At 63.9% G+C, this 16973-nt stretch carries 19 protein-coding genes; 16 read left to right on the top strand and 3 right to left on the bottom strand.

What is annotated here, in order from left to right; translation table 11 throughout:
- Window positions 1-90: 90 nt before the first annotated feature.
- Entirely contained in the window at window positions 91-990 is a 900-nt protein-coding gene (locus DNK34_RS00760; RefSeq protein WP_131174240.1) for an AraC family transcriptional regulator, read from the bottom strand.
- A gap of 105 nt (window positions 991-1095) precedes the next feature.
- Between DNK34_RS00760 and DNK34_RS00755 the strand changes: the two genes are divergently transcribed.
- The 15 genes from DNK34_RS00755 to DNK34_RS00680 all read left to right on the top strand — a co-directional run bounded on the left by DNK34_RS00755 (window position 1096) and on the right by DNK34_RS00680 (window position 14628).
- The gene (locus DNK34_RS00755; RefSeq protein ID WP_131174241.1) at window positions 1096-1656 is read left to right on the top strand and encodes a carboxymuconolactone decarboxylase family protein; all 561 of its coding nucleotides are present in this window, start codon (window positions 1096-1098) and stop codon (window positions 1654-1656) included.
- Window positions 1657-1818: 162 nt separating this feature from the next.
- A complete protein-coding gene (locus tag DNK34_RS00745; protein WP_131174242.1) occupies window positions 1819-2883 on the top strand; it encodes an acyl-CoA dehydrogenase family protein in 1065 nt (354 codons plus the stop codon).
- On the top strand, window positions 2880-3710 hold the full coding sequence (locus DNK34_RS00740; RefSeq protein ID WP_131174243.1) for an ABC transporter ATP-binding protein: 831 nt from the start codon (window positions 2880-2882) through the stop codon (window positions 3708-3710). Before DNK34_RS00745 ends, DNK34_RS00740 begins: the two co-directional genes overlap by 4 nt.
- Complete coding sequence (locus DNK34_RS00735) at window positions 3676-4875, top strand: ABC transporter substrate-binding protein (protein ID WP_131174244.1); 1200 nt, start codon at window positions 3676-3678, stop codon at window positions 4873-4875. Before DNK34_RS00740 ends, DNK34_RS00735 begins: the two co-directional genes overlap by 35 nt.
- The gene (locus DNK34_RS00730) at window positions 4872-5627 is read left to right on the top strand and encodes an ABC transporter permease (protein WP_131174245.1); all 756 of its coding nucleotides are present in this window, start codon (window positions 4872-4874) and stop codon (window positions 5625-5627) included. Before DNK34_RS00735 ends, DNK34_RS00730 begins: the two co-directional genes overlap by 4 nt.
- A 187-nt stretch (window positions 5628-5814) precedes the next feature.
- Window positions 5815-6708, top strand: coding sequence for a TauD/TfdA dioxygenase family protein (locus DNK34_RS00725; protein WP_131174246.1), 894 nt, complete (start codon window positions 5815-5817; stop codon window positions 6706-6708).
- A gap of 45 nt (window positions 6709-6753) precedes the next feature.
- On the top strand, window positions 6754-7791 hold the full coding sequence (locus DNK34_RS00720) for an ABC transporter substrate-binding protein (RefSeq protein ID WP_131174247.1): 1038 nt from the start codon (window positions 6754-6756) through the stop codon (window positions 7789-7791).
- A gap of 4 nt (window positions 7792-7795) precedes the next feature.
- Window positions 7796-8659: an ABC transporter ATP-binding protein gene (locus DNK34_RS00715; RefSeq protein ID WP_131174248.1), complete on the top strand. Its 864-nt coding sequence runs from the start codon at window positions 7796-7798 to the stop codon at window positions 8657-8659.
- Window positions 8660-8695: 36 nt separating this feature from the next.
- Window positions 8696-9562, top strand: coding sequence for an ABC transporter permease (locus DNK34_RS00710; protein WP_131174249.1), 867 nt, complete (start codon window positions 8696-8698; stop codon window positions 9560-9562).
- Between the two features lie 105 nt (window positions 9563-9667).
- Window positions 9668-10684 carry an ABC transporter substrate-binding protein gene (locus DNK34_RS00705; RefSeq protein WP_131174268.1) on the top strand — a complete coding sequence of 339 codons (1017 nt, stop codon included), beginning with the start codon at window positions 9668-9670 and terminating at the stop codon, window positions 10682-10684.
- 175 nt (window positions 10685-10859) lie between these two features.
- Window positions 10860-11525: an amino acid ABC transporter permease gene (locus DNK34_RS00700; protein WP_131174250.1), complete on the top strand. Its 666-nt coding sequence runs from the start codon at window positions 10860-10862 to the stop codon at window positions 11523-11525.
- A complete protein-coding gene (locus tag DNK34_RS00695; RefSeq protein WP_131174251.1) occupies window positions 11506-12165 on the top strand; it encodes an amino acid ABC transporter permease in 660 nt (219 codons plus the stop codon). The genes DNK34_RS00700 and DNK34_RS00695 overlap by 20 nt, the downstream gene beginning before the upstream one ends.
- Window positions 12162-12923 carry an amino acid ABC transporter ATP-binding protein gene (locus DNK34_RS00690; RefSeq protein WP_131174252.1) on the top strand — a complete coding sequence of 254 codons (762 nt, stop codon included), beginning with the start codon at window positions 12162-12164 and terminating at the stop codon, window positions 12921-12923. The genes DNK34_RS00695 and DNK34_RS00690 overlap by 4 nt, the downstream gene beginning before the upstream one ends.
- Window positions 12920-13819, top strand: a complete 900-nt coding sequence (locus DNK34_RS00685; RefSeq protein ID WP_131174253.1) for a transporter substrate-binding domain-containing protein — start codon at window positions 12920-12922, stop codon at window positions 13817-13819. The genes DNK34_RS00690 and DNK34_RS00685 overlap by 4 nt, the downstream gene beginning before the upstream one ends.
- Before the next feature lie 308 nt (window positions 13820-14127).
- Window positions 14128-14628 carry a hypothetical protein gene (locus tag DNK34_RS00680; protein ID WP_131174254.1) on the top strand — a complete coding sequence of 167 codons (501 nt, stop codon included), beginning with the start codon at window positions 14128-14130 and terminating at the stop codon, window positions 14626-14628.
- Window positions 14629-14845: 217 nt separating this feature from the next.
- On the opposite strand, the gene DNK34_RS00675 is transcribed toward DNK34_RS00680, so the two are convergent.
- Both DNK34_RS00675 and DNK34_RS25350 read right to left on the bottom strand, forming a co-directional pair.
- Window positions 14846-15478 carry a helix-turn-helix domain-containing protein gene (locus DNK34_RS00675; RefSeq protein ID WP_131174255.1) on the bottom strand — a complete coding sequence of 211 codons (633 nt, stop codon included), beginning with the start codon at window positions 15476-15478 and terminating at the stop codon, window positions 14846-14848.
- 6 nt (window positions 15479-15484) lie between these two features.
- The gene (locus tag DNK34_RS25350; RefSeq protein WP_165496861.1) at window positions 15485-15643 is read right to left on the bottom strand and encodes a hypothetical protein; all 159 of its coding nucleotides are present in this window, start codon (window positions 15641-15643) and stop codon (window positions 15485-15487) included.
- A 266-nt stretch (window positions 15644-15909) separates the two neighbouring features.
- On the opposite strand from DNK34_RS25350, the gene cysP reads away from it, so the two are divergent.
- Window positions 15910-16923 (top strand): thiosulfate ABC transporter substrate-binding protein CysP, encoded by a 1014-nt coding sequence (cysP, locus tag DNK34_RS00670; RefSeq protein ID WP_131174256.1) that lies wholly within the window; start codon window positions 15910-15912, stop codon window positions 16921-16923.
- The last annotated feature ends 50 nt before the right edge of the window (window positions 16924-16973 follow it).

Raw genomic sequence — 16973 nt, 5'->3', positions numbered from 1 at the left:
CGACGGTTCGAGCGACGCATGGCTCATACCGTTCTTGCCGACACGGAGTTCTTCGTGTCGGCATTTTTTTGCCGTCTCAGGCCCGATCGTTCAGAGGAACTGCTTGCGGTAGGCACCCGGCAATACGCCGCTGACCTTGGCGAAGGCGCGGGTGAAGGCGGCTACCGACTGGTAGCCGACGGCCTCGGCCACGTCGGCGACCGCCAGCCCTTGCTTGAGCAGGCTGCAGGCCAGGCGAACCCGCAGGCTGATCAGCATCTGTCCGGGCGAAGTACCGGACAGTTCCTGGAAACGCTTGCAGAATGCCGAACGCGATAGCCCGCTGTGCACCGCCATCTCCTGCATCGACCAGTTGTGCTCGGGGCGGGCGATCAGTTGCTCGAGCAGCGTGCTGAACTGCGGGTGGCGAGCGATACCGAGCAGGCCGCCGAGGTGTTCGGCCTGGCCCTGTTCGCGCAGTACATAGAGAAACAGCAGGTGGCTGAGGCGCTCGAGAAAGGCCCCCGAGGGGCCATCGTCACGCTCGCATTCGGCCAGGATCAGCTCGAACAGGCGGCGTGCCGCACTCAGCGAAGGATCCCCGGCCCGCAGCACCAGAAAGCTCGGCAGCGCCTGCAGGACCAGACTGCTCAGCCCGGGGCGGAAATGAAAGAAGCCGCAGACCAGGGCGACGCCATCACGCGTTTCCGTCAATGGCTGCATGCTGCCACGCGGGCTGCAACGGGCAGCCTCGGCGTGCGCCTCGTTGGACAGCCGATAGGCCATGTCCCGTAGCAGGAACACCGCGTCGCCGCCCAGCAGGGCGAGCGGCTGGCTGCCATCGTCGAAGTGCAGCCAGCACTCGCCCTGAACCAGCAGGTGAAAGCTGGCGCGAGCCAGGCCATGGGTGCTGGCCTGCCAGTTGCCGCAATAGCGGCCGACATGGAACAGGCTGGCGTCCAGCTCGAGGTTCTCTAATAACCATTCAAAAGGGGCAGTCGACGAATTCATCTAATGAAAAGACTCAAGAGCAAGTGATAGCGACTTTCTCATATTGTTGGACGTTTTTATAACCAAGAAAATGGCAGGCAATTCGTTCAACCCAGGAGTTATCCCATGTCTCGCGTGACCTTGCATACCGTGGAAACCGCTCCCGTAGAGGCCCAGCCCTTTCTGCGCAACGCCCAGGCCGCTTCCGGATTCGTTCCCAACCTGCTGGCGGTGCTGGCCAATGCGCCGGCCGCACTGGAAACCTACGTCACCGTCTCCGGGCTGAATGGCAAGGCCAGCCTGAGCCTCGCCGAACGCGAGGTGATCCAGCTGATCGCCGCAACCACGCACGGCTGTGCCTTCTGCGTTGCCGGCCACACGGCGGTCGCCCGCAACAAGGCCAGGCTGCCTGCCGAGGTGGTCGAGGCGCTGCGTGCCCGCGGCGAGTTGCCGGATGCCCGTTACGAAAGGCTGGCCCAGTTCACCCGCGACGTCATCGCCACCCGCGGCAATGTCAGCGATGCGGCCTACCAGGCATTTCTCGAGGCCGGCTTCAGCGAGAGCCAGGCCCTGGAGGTGATTCTCGGGGTGAGCCTGGCCACCCTGTGCAACTTCGCCAACAGTTTCGCCCACACGCCGCTGAACCCGGAACTGGAGCAATACCGCTGGGATCAGGCCGGCGCCTGAGGCCCCTCTAAAAACTACCTACGTTGTCATCGCTGCGTTAAAAACACGCTCAAAATGCTCATTTACAACTCGTAAACTGCGCTTTTTCGCCTGTTTTGCCTTGCGCTGACTGCCTCGTCAACGCTTTTAGAGGTGCCCATTAGCGGCAGAGGAGATTTCACCATGCTGGATGCCAACCTGAGCCGCTGGCTCGACGAACAGGCCGGGGCGCTGGACTGCGGCCAGTGCGATGCGCAGGCCGTGCTGCCGCAACTGGCGGCTGCCGGCGTGCTGCGCCTTGGCGTGCCGAAAGCGCTGGGCGGCGAGGGCGGCCATGTGGTCGATGCCTTGCGCGCGGTGGCCGATGTGGCCAGCCATTCATTGACGGCCGCCTTCGTGTTCTGGGGCCAGCGCGCCTTCATCGAGTACCTGCTGCAGGGCGACAACCCGGCGCTGAGCGAGCGCCTGCTACCGGCGCTGCTCGATGGCGAACAGGCCGGCGCCACCGGGCTGTCGAACGCCATGAAGTATCTGTCGGGCATCGAGGAACTGGGCGTCAGCGCCACACCCGGCAGCGACGGCTGGACCCTGAATGGACGACTGCCCTGGGTCACCAATCTGCGCAAGAGCGGTTTCGTGGTGGCCGCCGCCATCGATCTGCCGGGTGCCCAGCCGTTCGTGGCGGCGTTCCCGGGTGACCTGGCCGGGGTCGAGCGCAGTGCGGACCTGCAACTGCTCGGCCTGCAGTCCAGCAACACCGCCGCGTTGCACTTGCAGCAGGCGCATCTGCAGCGTGAATGGCTGATCGCCGCCGATGCGCGGCGCTTTCTGCCGCAGGTACGTCCGGCCTTTCTCGGCCTGCAGTGCGGGCTGTCGATCGGCCTGGCACAGCGCGCGCTGGCCGAAGTGCGCGGTGCGCTGGCGCAGCGTTCGATCCTGCATGACGAATACGAGCAACTGGCGAGCACCCTGAGCCTCGAACGCCTGCGCCTGGAGCAAGGGCTGCATGACGGCACCTTCCTCGCCCAGCCATCGGCGCTGTTCGCCCTGCGCATCGGCCTGGCCGAGCGCGTCGCCGAGGCACTGCAACTGGAACTGCAGGCCAGCGGTGGGCGCGCCTATCTGCAACCCCATGGCGACGGTTTCGCCAGACGCTGGCGGGAATCGGCCTTCGTGCCGGTGGTCACCCCCAGCCTGGTGCAACTGCGCGCCGAGCTGCAGAAGAACGCGGCGCAGGTGTCGGCGTGAGCACGGTGTTGCAAGCGCGGGACATCGGCCTCGCTTACCCGCAGGGCAAGGGCTGGCAGCAGGTGCTCGAGGATTTTCAGCTCGACCTGCAGGCCGGCGAGGTGGTGAGCATTCTCGGCCCCAGCGGCGTGGGCAAGTCCAGCCTGCTGCGGGTACTGGCCGGGCTGCAGCAGCCCCAGCAGGGCAGGGTGGCGTTGTTCGACGAAACCCTGCGCGGGCCTCATCCCCGAGTGGCGGTCGCCTTTCAGGATCCGTCGCTGCTGCCCTGGCTGACGCTGGAAAAGAACGTCGCCTTCGGCCTCGATTTCAGCCGGCAGCCCCGTCGTGATGCGGCACAGCGCGAGGCGCTGATCGGCCGCGCCATCGCCGCGGTGGGCCTGAGCCAGGCCTGCGGCCGCTACCCGGCGGAGTTGTCCGGCGGCATGGCGCAGCGTACCGCGCTGGCCCGTTGCCTGGCCCGCGAGCCCCATGTGCTGTTGCTCGACGAACCCTTTGGCGCCCTGGACGAAGTGACCCGGACGCAGATGCAGCAGTTGCTGCTGAAGATCATCCGTGAGCAGCGCACCGCAGCCGTGCTGATCACCCACGACATCGATGAAGCGCTGCTGCTCTCCGAACGTATTCTGCTACTGGGCGACACCCCGGCGCGCACGTTGGGCGAGTGGCACATCGACCTGCCGCACCCCCGTGCGGATCTGGTCGACGAGCTTGGCGCCCTGCGCGTCGACATCCTCAAAACCCTACGGCGGGCGAGCCGCGATCACGCCCCCTCACCCTCGCAGGAGCCACAGCATGTGCCTGGACGATCCCACCCATTCCCGACGTGACATTCTCAAACTCGCCACGCTGCTGACCGCAGCCGGCGCATTGCCTTTGCTCAGCAGCTTGCAGGCGCGGGCCGCCAGCGAGCCCGACGCGCCGGTGCGCATCGGCTACCTGCCGATCACCGACGCCACGCCGCTGCTGGTGGCGCACAACAATGGCCTGTTCGAGGCCGAGGGCATCAAGTCCGAACGTCCGGTGCTGCTGCGCAGCTGGGCGCAGGTCATCGAAGCCTTCCTCTCCGGGCAGGTCAACGTCATCCACCTGCTGTCGCCGATGACCGTCTGGGCGCGCTATGGCAGCCGGGTGCCGGCCAAGGTGGTGGCCTGGAACCATGTCGGCGGCTCGGGCCTGACCGTGGCGCCGGATATCACCGATGTGAAACAGCTGGGCGGCAAGGCCGTGGCCATCCCGTTCTGGTATTCGATCCATAACGTGGTGGTGCAGCAGTTGCTGCGCGACAGCGGCCTGACGCCGGTGAGCAAGGGCGTGGATGGCGCCATCGCCGCCAACGAGGTGAGCCTGGTCGTCCTGGCGCCTTCGGATATGCCGCCAGCCCTGGCCAGCAAGCGCATCGCCGCTTACATCGTCGCCGAGCCCTTCAACGCCCTGGCGGAGAACCTGCAGGTCGGGCGCATCCAGCGCTTCACCGGCGATGTGTGGCGCAACCACGCCTGTTGCGTGGTGTTCATGCACGAACACGATCTGAACAACCGCCCCGAGTGGTCGCAGAAGGTGGTCAACGCCATCGTCAAGGCGCAACTGTGGACGCGCGACCATCGCGCCGAGGCCGCCCAGTTGCTGTCCAAGGAGGGCGCCAACCGCTACACGCCCCACGCCCCGGAAGTGCTGTCCCGGGTGTTGTCGCCCGCCGCTAGTGAACGCCAGGGCTACCTGGACAGCGGTGCCATCCGCCATGGCGACTGGGACGAGCAGCGCATCGATTTTCAGCCTTATCCGTTCCCCAGCTACACCGAGGAACTGGTACGGCGCCTGAAGGACACCCTGATCGAAGGCAACAACGCCTTCCTCGCCGCCCTGGACCCGCTCGAGACCGCCCGGGATCTGGTCGATGAGCGCTTCGTCCGGCACAGCCTGGAGGCTGTTGGCGGGCTGCAGGCGTTCGGTATCGGTGGCGGTTATCAGCGCAGCGAGGAGTTGAGCGTTTGAGCAATCGATTGCAGGCATGGGGTCTGGGCATCGCCGGGTTGCTGGCGGTGTTCGTCCTGTGGTGGCTGCTGCTGGCCGTGTTCGGCAGCGGCCAGGGGCTGAGCGCGCTGTTCTCGCCCCAGGCGACCCTGGTCAGCCTCGCCGAGCTGCTGACCCGCGGCGAACTGTACGAACACAGTTGGGTCAGCCTGCGTCGGGTGCTGGTCGGCCTTGGTCTGGCGCTGCTGGTCGGCGTGCCGCTGGGGTTGCTGGTCGGCAGCTGGCGTCGCCTGGAGTGGGCGACCACGCCGGCGTTCCAGTTCCTGCGCATGATCTCGCCACTGTCGTGGATGCCCATCGCGGTCATGGTCATGGGGGTGGGCGACCAGCCCATCTATTTCCTGCTGGCGTTCGCCGCGGTCTGGCCGATCCTGCTCAACACCGCGGCCGGGGTGAAGCAGCTCGACACGCGCTGGCTGCAACTGGCGCGCAGCCTCAGCGCCACCCGCCGCGAAACCCTGCTGCGGGTGATCCTGCCGGGCATCGTCGGCCATGTCCTGACCGGCGTACGCCTGGCCATCGGCATCCTCTGGATCGTCCTGGTGCCCTGCGAAATGCTCGGCGTCAGCGCCGGCCTCGGCTACTACATCCTCGATACCCGCGACCGCCTGGCCTATTCGGAACTGATGGCCATGGTGCTGCTGATCGGCGTACTCGGCTTCGCCCTGGATGCCGCGGCGCGCTGGCTGCATGCCTGCTGGGCAAGGCACTGAAGGCGGGGCTGTCGAAATGCCATAAGTTTATTCTTAAAGGGTATTTAAATATAAGTTCTTATGCTTATAAAGTTAGCCACATGCGTACCTGCCGGCCAACCGGCACGCCGCACGAACGAATACAGGTGCGAACACCTGCCTTTGAACGAGCAGCGCCCGCGTGGCGCTTACGTGTGGAGCTACGCCCATGTCTGCCGTGTCCCTGAACCCCGCCCCCAGCCAGCCAACTCAGGATTTCGACGTACGCCCGTTTGATGCGGCCGTCGGTGCCGAGATCGTCGGCCTGGATCTCAGTCGGCCGCTGAACGACGCGGATTTCGCCCGTGTCCATCGCGCCCACCTTGACCACGGCCTGCTGGTATTCCGCGATCAGCGCATCACCCCGCAACAGCAGATCGATTTCAGCCGCCGCTTCGGTCCGTTGCAGATCCACGTGCTCAAGCAGTTCCTGCTGGCCGATCACCCGGAAATCTTCATCATCTCCAACATCAAGGAGAACGGTCAGCCGATCGGCCTGGGCGATGCCGGCAAGTTCTGGCACTCCGACCTGTCCTACAAGGAATTCCCCAGCCTGGGCTCCATGCTGCTGGCCCAGGAACTGCCGGAGGAGGGCGGCGATACGCTGTTCGCCAGCCAGCAACTGGCCTATGAAACCCTGTCGGCGGAACTGCGCCAGGCCATCGATGGCAAGCGCGCCGCGCATTCCTATACCGCCCGCTACGCCGATGAAGTGTTCAAGGGCATTCGCCGGCCGACGCTGACCGAGGCGCAACTGGCCGAGGTCAAGGCGGTGGTCCATCCGGTGGTGCGCACCCACCCGGAAACCGGGCGCAAGGGGCTGTTCGTCAACGAGAACTTCACCACCCACATCCTCGACATCCCCGAGGACGAGAGCCGCCAGATCCTCGCCGAGCTCTACGCCCACAGCGCGAAGCCCGAGTTCATCTACCGCCACCAGTGGCAAGCGAACGACATGGTGTTCTGGGACAACCGCGCACTGATCCACCTGGCTACAGGCTGCCCAAGCCACCTGCGCCGACGCATGCACCGCACGACCATCCAGGGCGACGTGCCGTTCTGAGCCGTCCGCCCTTCATTCGCGAACCTTTTTTCACGGAGCAACGCCATGTCGTCAGGCAAAGGCTTTCCTTTCATTCCGCGCTTCGGCCGCCTGCTCGGCGGCATCGGCCTGGGCCTGCTGGCTGGCAGCCTGGCCGTGCCAGCGAGCGCCCACGCCGAAGGGCAGATCCGCATCGCCGAGCAGTTCGGCATCGTCTACCTGCTGCTCAACGTGGTGCGTGACCAACAGTTGATCGAGAAGCACGGCAAGGCCGAGGGCCTGGATATCAAGGTCGACTGGCAGCAGCTGTCCGGTGGCTCGGCGGTCAACGACGCGCTGTTGTCCGGTGCCATCGATATCGCCGGCGCCGGCATCGGCCCGCTGCTCACGGTCTGGGACCGCACCCACGGCCGGCAGAACGTCAAGGGCGTGGCCTCGCTGGGCAACTTCCCCTATTACCTGGTGAGCAACAATCCCAAGGTCAAGACCATCGCCGACTTCACCGAGAAGGATCGCATCGCCGTGCCGGCGGTGGGGGTGTCGGTACAGTCGCGCTTCCTGCAGTACGCGGCCGCCAAGCAGTGGGGCGACGACCAGTACAACCGCCTGGACAAGTACACCCTGGCGCTGCCGCATCCGGATGCCACCGCCGCGCTGAAATCGGGCGGTACCGAGCTGACCGGGCATTTCTCCAACCCGCCGTTCCAGAACCAGGCGCTGGAGAACCCCAACGTACACGTGGTGCTCGACACCTACGAGCTGCTCGGCCCGAACTCGCCGACGGTGCTGTATGCCACCGAGAAATTCCGCAACGACAACCCCAAGACCTACAAGGCCTTCGTCGCCGCGCTGGCCGAGGCGGCCGCGTTCGCCCAGAACGACAAGGGCGCCGCGGCGGACACCTACATCCGCGTCACCGGCGCCAAGATCAGCCGCGAAGAGTTGCTGAAGATCATCGACAACGAGCAGTACCAGTTCACCGTCACCCCCACCAACACCTACCCGCTGGCGGACTTCCTGCAGCGGGTCGGTGCCATCAAAAACAAACCGGCCACCTGGCAGGACTACTTCTTCGAAGACGCCGCCATCGGTCAGGGAAGCTGAATCCATGAACGCCCCTCTGCAAGGCCACACGGCCAGCACTGTCAATCTTGGCGCTTTCGACACCCTGCTGCAGGTGGAGAAGGTCAGCCTCGAATACCGCACCCCACAGCGCGTCGTGCGCGCCACCCACGAAGTCAGCTTCGAGGTGGATCGCGCCGATCGTTTCGTGCTGCTCGGCCCCTCCGGTTGCGGTAAATCCACCCTGCTCAAGGCCGTGGCCGGGTTCATCGAACCGGTCGCCGGCAACATTCGTCTGGATGGCGTCCAGGTGCGCGAACCGGGCCCGGACCGGATCGTGGTGTTCCAGGAGTTCGACCAGTTGCCGCCCTGGAAGACGGTCAAGCAGAACGTCATGTTCCCGCTGCTGGCCTCGCGCACCCTGGGCCGCCGCGAAGCCGAGGAGCGCGCCCTGCATTACCTGGAGAAGGTCGGCCTGGCGGCTTTCGCCGATGCCTATCCGCACACCCTGTCCGGCGGCATGAAGGCCCGCGTGGCCATCGCCCGGGCGCTGGCCATGCAGCCGAAGATCCTGTTGATGGACGAGCCGTTCGCCGCCCTCGATGCCCTGACCCGGCGCAAGATGCAGGAAGAGCTGCTGGAGCTGTGGGAGGAGGTGCGCTTCACCCTGTTGTTCGTCACCCACTCGATCGAGGAAGCGCTGATCGTCGGCAACCGCATTCTCTTGCTGTCGCCGCATCCGGGCCGGGTCAGGGCGGAGATCAACAGCCATCAGTACGACCTGCACAGCCTCGGCGGCGTGGGTTTCCAGCAGACCGCACAGCGTATCCATCGCCTGCTGTTCGACCAGCCGGGCGATACCCCCGAGACCCGCGATCTGGGTTTCCACGATGTGCGCATTGCCTACTGAGGCGTTGTTTTCACCGAATTCCGCGAGACGACCATCATGAGCAACACCACCTTGCGCCGTGAAGAATACGAAATCGAACTGGCGCCCCTGGGCGACCAGCCCGTGGAGCGCGAGCTGCCGCTGGCCACACGCCTGTGGCAGCAGGGCTGGCTGCGCAAATCGCTGATCCTGCTGGGCCTGGCACTGATCTGGGAACTGGCCGCGCGCTACCAGGGCAACGACCTGCTGCTGCCCAGTTTCCTGCAGACCGCCCGCGCCTTCATAGAGGGCGTGGGCACCGGGGAATTGCTGGAGAAAGTCGGTATTTCCCTGTCGGTACTGGTCAAGGGTTACCTGATCGGCATCGTCATGGCCTTTCTGCTGACCACCCTGGCGGTGTCGACGCAACTGGGCCGCGATCTGCTCTCGACTCTGACCTCGATGTTCAACCCGCTGCCGGCCATCGCCCTGTTGCCGCTGGCGCTGCTGTGGTTCGGCCTGGGCGAGAACAGCCTGATCTTCGTCCTGGTGCACTCGGTGCTCTGGGCCCTGGCGCTGAACACCTACGCGGGGTTTCTCGGCGTCTCGGAGACCCAGCGCATGGCCGGGCGCAATTACGGCCTCAAGGGCCTGCGCTTCGTGCTGTTCATCCTGATTCCCGCGGCGCTGCCGTCGATCCTCGCCGGTCTGAAGATCGGCTGGGCCTTCGCCTGGCGCACGCTGATCGCCGCCGAGCTGGTGTTCGGCGCCTCCAGCGGCAAGGGCGGCCTGGGCTGGTACATCTTCCAGAACCGCAACGAGCTGTACACCGACAAGGTGTTCGCCGGCCTGGCCGCGGTGATCCTGATCGGCCTGCTGGTGGAGAACCTGGTGTTCGCCACCCTGGAGCGCGTCACCGTCAAGCGCTGGGGGATGCAGCGTTAACCCAACCGTAGCCTGGGTTGAGCATCGCGATACCCAGGTCGCTTTCCCCGGGTGTCGCTGCGCTCGACCCGGGCTACCGATTATCTACAACGAGAAGAAGAGATGATGACCAACACGTTCAAACTCGGCCGCCTGGCTACCGCCCTGGGTCTGCTCGGCGCCCTGGCAACCCCGCTGGCCGCCCACGCGGAAGGCAAGATCAGCATCGCCCAGCAGTTCGGCATCGGTTATCTGGTGCTGCATGTGGTCAAGGACCAGCAACTGATCGAGAAGCACGCCAAGGCCCAGGGCCTGGACAAGATCGACGTCGAGTGGCGCACCATCTCCGGCGCCACGGCGATGAACGAAGCGCTGCTGGCCGGGGCCATCGACGTGGTCTCGGCCGGTGTGCCGCCGATGCTCACCGTGTGGGACCGTACCCACGGTCGGCAGAACGTCAAGGCCGTCGCGTCCCTGGGTTCCATGCCCAACTACCTGCTGAGCAACCGGGCCGAGGTCAAGACCCTGCAGGATCTCGGCGACAAGGATCGCATCGCCGTGCCGGCGGCCGGCGTCGGCTTCCAGTCGCGCACCCTGCAGATCGAAACCGCCAAGCTGTACGGCAATGCCGACTTCCAGCGCTTCGACAAGATCTCCGTGAGCCTGCCGCACCCGGACGCCACCGTGGCGCTGACCAAGGGCGGCTCGGAAATCACCGCGCATTTCTCCAGCCCGCCGTTCCAGTACCAGGCGCTGGAAAACCCCAATGTGCACAAGCTGATCAGCTCCTACGACATCCTCGGCGGCCAGGCCACCTTCAACGTGCTGTATGCCACCGAGAAATTCCACGACCAGAATCCGAAGACCTACAAGGCCTTCTACGACGCCCTGGTCGAGGCTTCGCAGATCATCAAGGCGGACAAGGCCGCGGCGGCGCAGACCTACATCAAGGTGGAGAACTCCAGGTTGCCGCTGGAGTTCGTGAAGAAGATCGTCATCGATCCGGAGATCGACTTCACCGTGTCGCCGGAGCGCACCTTCATCTATGCCGAGAAGCTGCATGAACTGGGCGTGCTGAAGAACAAGGCCGACTCCTGGAAGGATTACTTCTTCGAAGAAGCCTACGCCAACCCGGGCAGCTGATGGGGCGGTAGAAACCGGCGTGCGGGCGCTCACCCATTGCCCGCATGCTCCTGGCCAGGCACTGCCGCGCACGAGGCGGCAGTCGATTTTTGGTGTTGATGATGCGTTCGTTGGTGGAAGTCGGGCTGCAGGCGCAGACCCGTTCGTGCGTTATGGATGACGGCGGGGCGCTGCGATGAGCTTCGATTGGCCATTCGTTGTGTCGACGCTGCCGGCCTTCCTCAAGGCGGTTGGCGTCACCCTGCAGGTCGGCGCCATCGCCATCGCCTGTTCCCTGCTGGTGGCGTTGCTCAACTCGGCGATTCTGGTCTGGCGTGTGCCGTTCTTGCGGCGCCTGGTCGGCCTGTATGTCGAAGTGGCGCGCAACACCCCCTTGCTGATCCAGCTGTTCTTCATCTACTTCGCCTTGCCGGTGATCGGCATCCGCCTGTCCGGGTTCGCCGCGGCGATCATCGCCATGACCTTTCTAGGTGGCGCCTACCTGACCGAGGTGCTGCGCGCCGGCGTGGAAGCGGTGCCCAGGGCGCAGATCGAGTCGGGACTGTCCATCGGCCTGTCGCGCTGGCAGCTGCTGCGCCACGTGATCCTGCCCCAGGCCGGTTTGCTCAGCCTGCCGGCGCTGTTCGCCAACTTCATCTTCCTGCTCAAGGAAACCACCGTGGTCTCGGCGGTGGCGGTGCCGGAGATCCTCTACACCACCAAGAGCTACATCGCCCTGTACTACAAGACCTACGAGATGCTCGCGGTGATGACCGCCCTGTGCGTGCTGCTGTTCCTGACGCTGTCGCTGCTCCTGGGTGTACTGGAAAGGAGGCTGCAACATGGCCAGTTCGGGTCTTGAGCTGCTCTGGGTGTCGGCGCCGCAGCTGGCCCGCGGCGCCTGGGAAACCCTGAGCATCTCCGCCTCGGCCATCGCCTTCAGCACCCTGGGCGGCGTGCTCTACGGGGTGTTGCGCAGCCTGGGTTCGGCCTGGCTCGATGGACTGCTACGGGTCTACCTGGAACTGTTCCGGGCGATCCCGGTGCTGGTCTGGCTGTACCTGTTCTTCTTCGGTCTGCCGATCTTCGCTGGTGTCAGCGTGCCGAGCTTCTGGTGCGCGGTGCTGGTGTTGTCGTTGTGGGGCGCCAGCGAAGTGGGCGAGGTGGTGCGCGGCGGCTTGCGTTCGCTGCCCCGCGGCCAGCGCGAGGCCGGTCTGGCCATCGGCCTGAACACCTGGCAGCTGTATGGCGAGGTGCTGCTGCCCCAGGCGCTCAAGCGCATCACGCCGCCGACCATCAACGTCTACACACGGCTGATCAAGACCAGCTCGCTGGCGGTGCTGATCGGCGTGGTGGATGTGATCAAGGTCGGCCAGCAGATCATCGAGCGCACCTATGAGTCGGTGCTGATCTACGGCTTCCTGTTCCTCTTCTTCTTCGTCCTCTGTTATCCGCTGTCGGCCGCCTCGCGCGTGCTGGAGCGTCGCTGGAGCCATGCATGAGCGCCTTGATCGAACTCGCTTCATTCAGCAAGAGCTTCGGCGCCACGCCAGTGCTGCGCAAGGTCGACCTGCGTGTCGAGCGCGGCGAGGTGGTGGTGATCCTCGGCCCCAGCGGTTGCGGCAAGAGCACCCTGCTGCGCTGCCTCAATGGCCTGGAGCAGGGGCAGGGCGGCAGCCTGCGTTTCGCCGGGCGCGAGCTGGGTGGCAAGACCGACTGGCGCGCCGTACGCCAGGAAATCGGCATGGTCTTCCAGAGCTACCACCTGTTCCCCAACAAGACGGTGCTGGAAAACATCCTGCTCGGTCCGCTCAAGGTGCAGAGACGCGCCTTCGGTGAGGCCTTGGCCCAGGCCGAGGCGCTGCTGGAGCGGGTCGGCCTGCTGGACAAACGCAATGCCTACCCGCGTGAGTTGTCTGGCGGCCAGCAGCAGCGCATCGCCATCGTCCGGGCGCTGTGCATGAACCCGCAGGTGATGTTGTTCGACGAGGTGACCGCCGCCCTCGACCCGGAAATGGTCAAGGAGGTGCTGGAGGTGATCCTCGGCCTCGCCGAAGGCGGCATGACCATGCTCATCGTCACCCACGAAATGGCCTTCGCCCGGGCGGTGGCCGACCGAATCCTGTTCATGGACGGCGGCGTGATCGCCGAACAGAACGACCCTGAAACTTTTTTCAGCAACCCGCAAACCGCACGCGCGCAGCAGTTTCTGGAGAAGTTCTCCTACGTGGAAAACATGCCCAAAAGGAAAGCGCAATGACCTTCAAATCTGCCCTGACATTCCCCTTGCTCGCCGCCAGCCTGCTGATCGGCTGTGGCCAGTCCGAACAACCCAAGCAGGCCGCGGCCGAGCCCGCGACGGCGACGCCACCTGCCGCCGCCGCGGCGCCGAGCGACAGCTACCTGGAGAAAATCAAGGCCCGCGACAAGCTGATCGTCGGGGTCTTCAGCGACAAGCCGCCGTTCGGCTTCGTCAACGAGCAGGGTGAGTACGTTGGCTTCGACACCGATATCGCCAAGCGCTTCGCCAAGGACCTGCTCGGCGACGAGAAGAAAGTCGAGTTCGTGGTGGTCGAGCCGGCCAGCCGCATTCCGTTCCTGCAGAGCGACAAGGTCGACCTGATCCTCGCCAACATGACCGTCACCCCGGAACGGGCCGAGGCGGTGGACTTCACCAACCCCAACCTGCGCGTCGCGGTACAGGCCCTGGTCGCCGAGGACAGCGAGGTGCAGAAGCTCGATGACCTGGCCGACAAGACCACCATCGTCACCACCGGCACCACGGCCGATATCTGGCTGACCAGGAATCACCCGGAGTGGAAACTGCTCAAGTTCGAGAAGAACTCCGAGTCGCTGCAGGCCCTGGCCAACGGTCGCGGCGATGCCTATGCCCAGGACAACCTGGTGCTGTTCAGCTGGGCCAAGCAGAATCCGGGCTATCGCGTTCTTCCCGAAACCCTGGGCGATGAAGCGCCGATCGCCCCGGCGGTGAAGAAAGGCAACATCGAGCTGCGCGACTGGGTCAACCAGGAGCTGGCCGCGCTGGGCGAGGAGAAATTCCTGCTGGGGCTCTATGACCAGTACGTACGCCCCGAACTGGCCGAGGGCACCGACCCCGAAGCCATCATCGTCGAAGGCGGGAAGTGGCAGGAGTGATGGAGGCCGCCGGGCACCAGTGTGCCCGGCAGTATTGCAAATGGTTTAGATCGATTATTCACTTCAGTTATTTGTATAGGCAATAAAAGAATATCCATAGCGAAGATTTCCCTTCTTTCACGCCTTATTTCATCGCTATAACGACCATTTAAGCGTCATCGCATCAAGTCGAAGTGTAAAACATCCCAATCGGTCGCCAGCACAGCGATCCCTGCTGTTTTCCTCGCACCTTGTCCGCTCTCCAGCACCCTCTAGAATTGTCGCCAACGACGGTTATTCACCCATCCAGACGATTCAGGGGTTACACCATGATGAATGCAATGCAAATGCCGATGAATGCCAACATGCCGATGATGATGGGCATGCCGATGATGATGGCCACCATGTCCTGCGAGATGCAGTCCGACTGCATGATGTGCACCATGATGCCGGCGGCGGGCATGGACAAGGCGATGTTCAAGAACAGCGCCGAGATGATGGGCATGATGATGGACTGCGGCATGCCGATGATGATGCACTGCGGCAACATGTCGATGATGGCCATGTCCCAGGACGCCATGGCGAAAATGCCGATGAACATGATGGCCATGCCGATGATGGGCATGGGTATCCCGATGCCCTCCATGAAGTGCATGATGTCCTGCAGCATGACTGCCGAAGGCATGATGATGTGCAAGATGATGCCCATGCAGGGCATGGACATGGCGATGTTCAAGAGCTGCTGCGAACTGATGATGAAGATGATGGAGTGCGGCATGCCGATGATGATGAGCTGCAACGGCATGCCGATGATGTGCTGCACCTGCTGATCAGCCAGCCTGCAACGACAAGGCCCGGGAATTTCCCGGGCTTTTTCGTTCTTGCTGCCCTAATCCGGTTCGTAGGATGGGTGCCAACCCATCAGCGCCGTGCCGATGGGGTACCCCCATCCTACCGAAGCCCGGGCTCGGCTCCGGGTTTCGTCGTATCGAACCCAGGGTATGCAACGCTGCAACAACCCCCGTTCACCTCGGGGCGCCGGCCCGGTCAGTCCAGGCGTTCCGGGTAGCTCATCACCAGGTAGCAGAGCGCTTCGCTGTCTGCCGGGTTGCGGTAGCGGTGGGGCTGGTCGGCGTAGAACAGGATGGCATCGCCGGTCGATAGCAGGTAACGCTCCTCGTTCACGCTGACTTCCAGCACGCCCTGGGCAACCACCAGGTTTTCCTGGGTGCCGGGCGCATGGCCCTCGGCTTCCTCTTCCCCCAGCGGCGCCAGCCGCAGTTCATAGAACTCCGTCTGCCGGGCCGTATCGAACGGGAACAGGGCACGACTGACGAATGTACCGCCGGCACTGACCAGGCGCTTGCTCGACTGCGCCGTCAGCAGCGCCACACCCTCGAAGGCACGGTTTTCCAGAAACGCCGCCACCGAGACCTTGAGTCCCTTGGCGATCTTGCACAGCACCTTGATCGAGGGCACGCTGCGCCCGGATTCGATCTGCGCCAGCATCGCCCGGCTCACGCCACACTGCCGGGCCAGGGCATCCAGGGACAGGTTGCGCTTGCAACGCAAGCGCTGCAGGTTGTGGGCCACGCGCTGGCCGATCAGGTCGTCCTGCTCGTGTTCACAGGAACCGGCAGCGGCCTCGCGATTCACCTGTAGCGGACTGCTCACGGTCATGACGGTTCAGCCCTGGCACGTCTTGTCCACTTGCAGCATCTGCATCTGAACGCCAACGTAGCCGGCCCGGGCTGCATACATCGCCCACATCGCTTCGGCCATCAGCCGCGCCTGGCGGCGTTTGCGGAAGAGGGAGAGGTCGACGACATTGGTGGTTCGATTCATGATGGATTCTCTTCGAGACGTGAGCCGACTCTACCGATATCCTTTTAGAGCCATAAATACTAAATATTCATGTAGTAATTCTTTTTGAGTATTTGAGGCGTGCAACCACCGAGTTTGCATCCCGAGGGGCTCTTTAGACACAATGAAGGCCTTTTTTATCTCTTAGAAGAATATCATTATGATTAATAAATTCTTTTAAGGAATAACAGGCTCTAGCACACTGCCAGCATTCATCGCCCCACTTCACCCGTAAGGAAACCCGGATCATGCTCAAACGACTACTTCTGGCCTCCGTCATCAGCACATCCTTGCTCGGTAGTGCGGCGGCGTTGGCGGCGGACAAGCCGATTCTGAACGCGTCCTATGACGTCGCGCGCGAGCTGTTCGCCGAGATCAACCCCAGGTTCCAGGCCCACTGGAAGAGCGAGACCGGCAAGGACCTGAAGATCGACCAGTCGTTCGCCGGCACCTCGCGCCAGGCCCAGGACATCATCCAGGGCAAGAAGGTCGACACCGTGACCTTCAACCAGGTCACCGACGTCGACATCCTGGCCAAGCGTGGCCTGGTGCGCAAGGACTGGGCCGAGCAGTTCCCCAACAGCAGCTCGCCGTACTACAGCACCACCGCCTTCCTGGTGCGCAAGGGCAACCCGAAGAACATCAAGAACTGGGACGATCTGGCGCGCGCGGACGTCAAGCTGGTGTTCCCGAATCCGAAGACCTCGGGTAACGCGCGTTACAGCTACCTGGGCGCCTGGCTCTACGCCAACGAGGCGTTCCAGGGCGATGAAGCCAAGATCAAGGCGTTCGTCGGCAAGATTCTCCACAACGTCGAGAACTTCCCCACTGGCGGGCGTGGCGCCACCGTGGCCTTCGCCCAGAACGGCCAGGGCGACGTGCTGCTGAGCTTCGAATCGGAAGTGGTCAATATCGCCAAGGGCGAGGAATTCAAGTCGAGCGAATTCGAAGTCGTCGTACCGCCGGTAAGCGTGCTTGCCGAATTCCCGGTCGCCGTGGTCGACAAGGTCGTCGACGAGAAGGGCACCCGCGACGTGGCCACCGCCTATCTGCAATTCCAGTACAGCAAGGACATCCAGCAACTGCTGACCCAGTACCACTACCGCGTGCAGGACAAGGAAGTGGCGGCCGCGACCGCCGCACAGTTCCAGGACCTGCGCCTGATCAACCCGACCGAAGTCCTCGGCAGCTGGGACGAGATCACTGCCAAGCACTTCGATGGCAATGCTATCCTTGACCAGCTTCTGGCCGAGGGGCGCTGATCGCCAGGGCAGGGGGCATAGCCTCCCTGCTCGATAGACGATGAGCCTCA

Origin of the sequence: Phytopseudomonas dryadis, from assembly GCF_004327355.1 — a bacterium.
Taxonomy (GTDB): Bacteria; Pseudomonadota; Gammaproteobacteria; order Pseudomonadales; family Pseudomonadaceae; genus Aquipseudomonas; species Aquipseudomonas dryadis.
The sequence above is the reverse complement of the archived record's forward strand: the minus strand, read 5'-3'. Positions and strand labels throughout refer to the sequence as shown.

Excerpts from the sequence above, each read along its gene's own strand:
- DNK34_RS00745 (WP_131174242.1), top strand. The coding sequence starts at position 1,819 with ATGCTGGATGCCAACCTGAGCCGCTGGCTCGACGAACAGGCCGGGGCG.
- DNK34_RS00735 (WP_131174244.1), top strand. The coding sequence starts at position 3,676 with ATGTGCCTGGACGATCCCACCCATTCCCGACGTGACATTCTCAAACTC.
- DNK34_RS25350 (WP_165496861.1), bottom strand. The coding sequence starts at position 15,643 with ATGAATCGAACCACCAATGTCGTCGACCTCTCCCTCTTCCGCAAACGC.
- DNK34_RS00725 (WP_131174246.1), top strand. The coding sequence starts at position 5,815 with ATGTCTGCCGTGTCCCTGAACCCCGCCCCCAGCCAGCCAACTCAGGAT.
- DNK34_RS00710 (WP_131174249.1), top strand. The coding sequence starts at position 8,696 with ATGAGCAACACCACCTTGCGCCGTGAAGAATACGAAATCGAACTGGCG.
- DNK34_RS00705 (WP_131174268.1), top strand. The coding sequence starts at position 9,668 with ATGACCAACACGTTCAAACTCGGCCGCCTGGCTACCGCCCTGGGTCTG.
- DNK34_RS00695 (WP_131174251.1), top strand. The coding sequence starts at position 11,506 with ATGGCCAGTTCGGGTCTTGAGCTGCTCTGGGTGTCGGCGCCGCAGCTG.
- DNK34_RS00700 (WP_131174250.1), top strand. The coding sequence starts at position 10,860 with ATGAGCTTCGATTGGCCATTCGTTGTGTCGACGCTGCCGGCCTTCCTC.
- DNK34_RS00680 (WP_131174254.1), top strand. The coding sequence starts at position 14,128 with ATGATGAATGCAATGCAAATGCCGATGAATGCCAACATGCCGATGATG.
- DNK34_RS00675 (WP_131174255.1), bottom strand. The coding sequence starts at position 15,478 with ATGACCGTGAGCAGTCCGCTACAGGTGAATCGCGAGGCCGCTGCCGGT.
- DNK34_RS00715 (WP_131174248.1), top strand. The coding sequence starts at position 7,796 with ATGAACGCCCCTCTGCAAGGCCACACGGCCAGCACTGTCAATCTTGGC.
- DNK34_RS00755 (WP_131174241.1), top strand. The coding sequence starts at position 1,096 with ATGTCTCGCGTGACCTTGCATACCGTGGAAACCGCTCCCGTAGAGGCC.
- DNK34_RS00685 (WP_131174253.1), top strand. The coding sequence starts at position 12,920 with ATGACCTTCAAATCTGCCCTGACATTCCCCTTGCTCGCCGCCAGCCTG.
- cysP (WP_131174256.1), top strand. The coding sequence starts at position 15,910 with ATGCTCAAACGACTACTTCTGGCCTCCGTCATCAGCACATCCTTGCTC.
- DNK34_RS00690 (WP_131174252.1), top strand. The coding sequence starts at position 12,162 with ATGAGCGCCTTGATCGAACTCGCTTCATTCAGCAAGAGCTTCGGCGCC.
- DNK34_RS00720 (WP_131174247.1), top strand. The coding sequence starts at position 6,754 with ATGTCGTCAGGCAAAGGCTTTCCTTTCATTCCGCGCTTCGGCCGCCTG.
- DNK34_RS00760 (WP_131174240.1), bottom strand. The coding sequence starts at position 990 with ATGAATTCGTCGACTGCCCCTTTTGAATGGTTATTAGAGAACCTCGAG.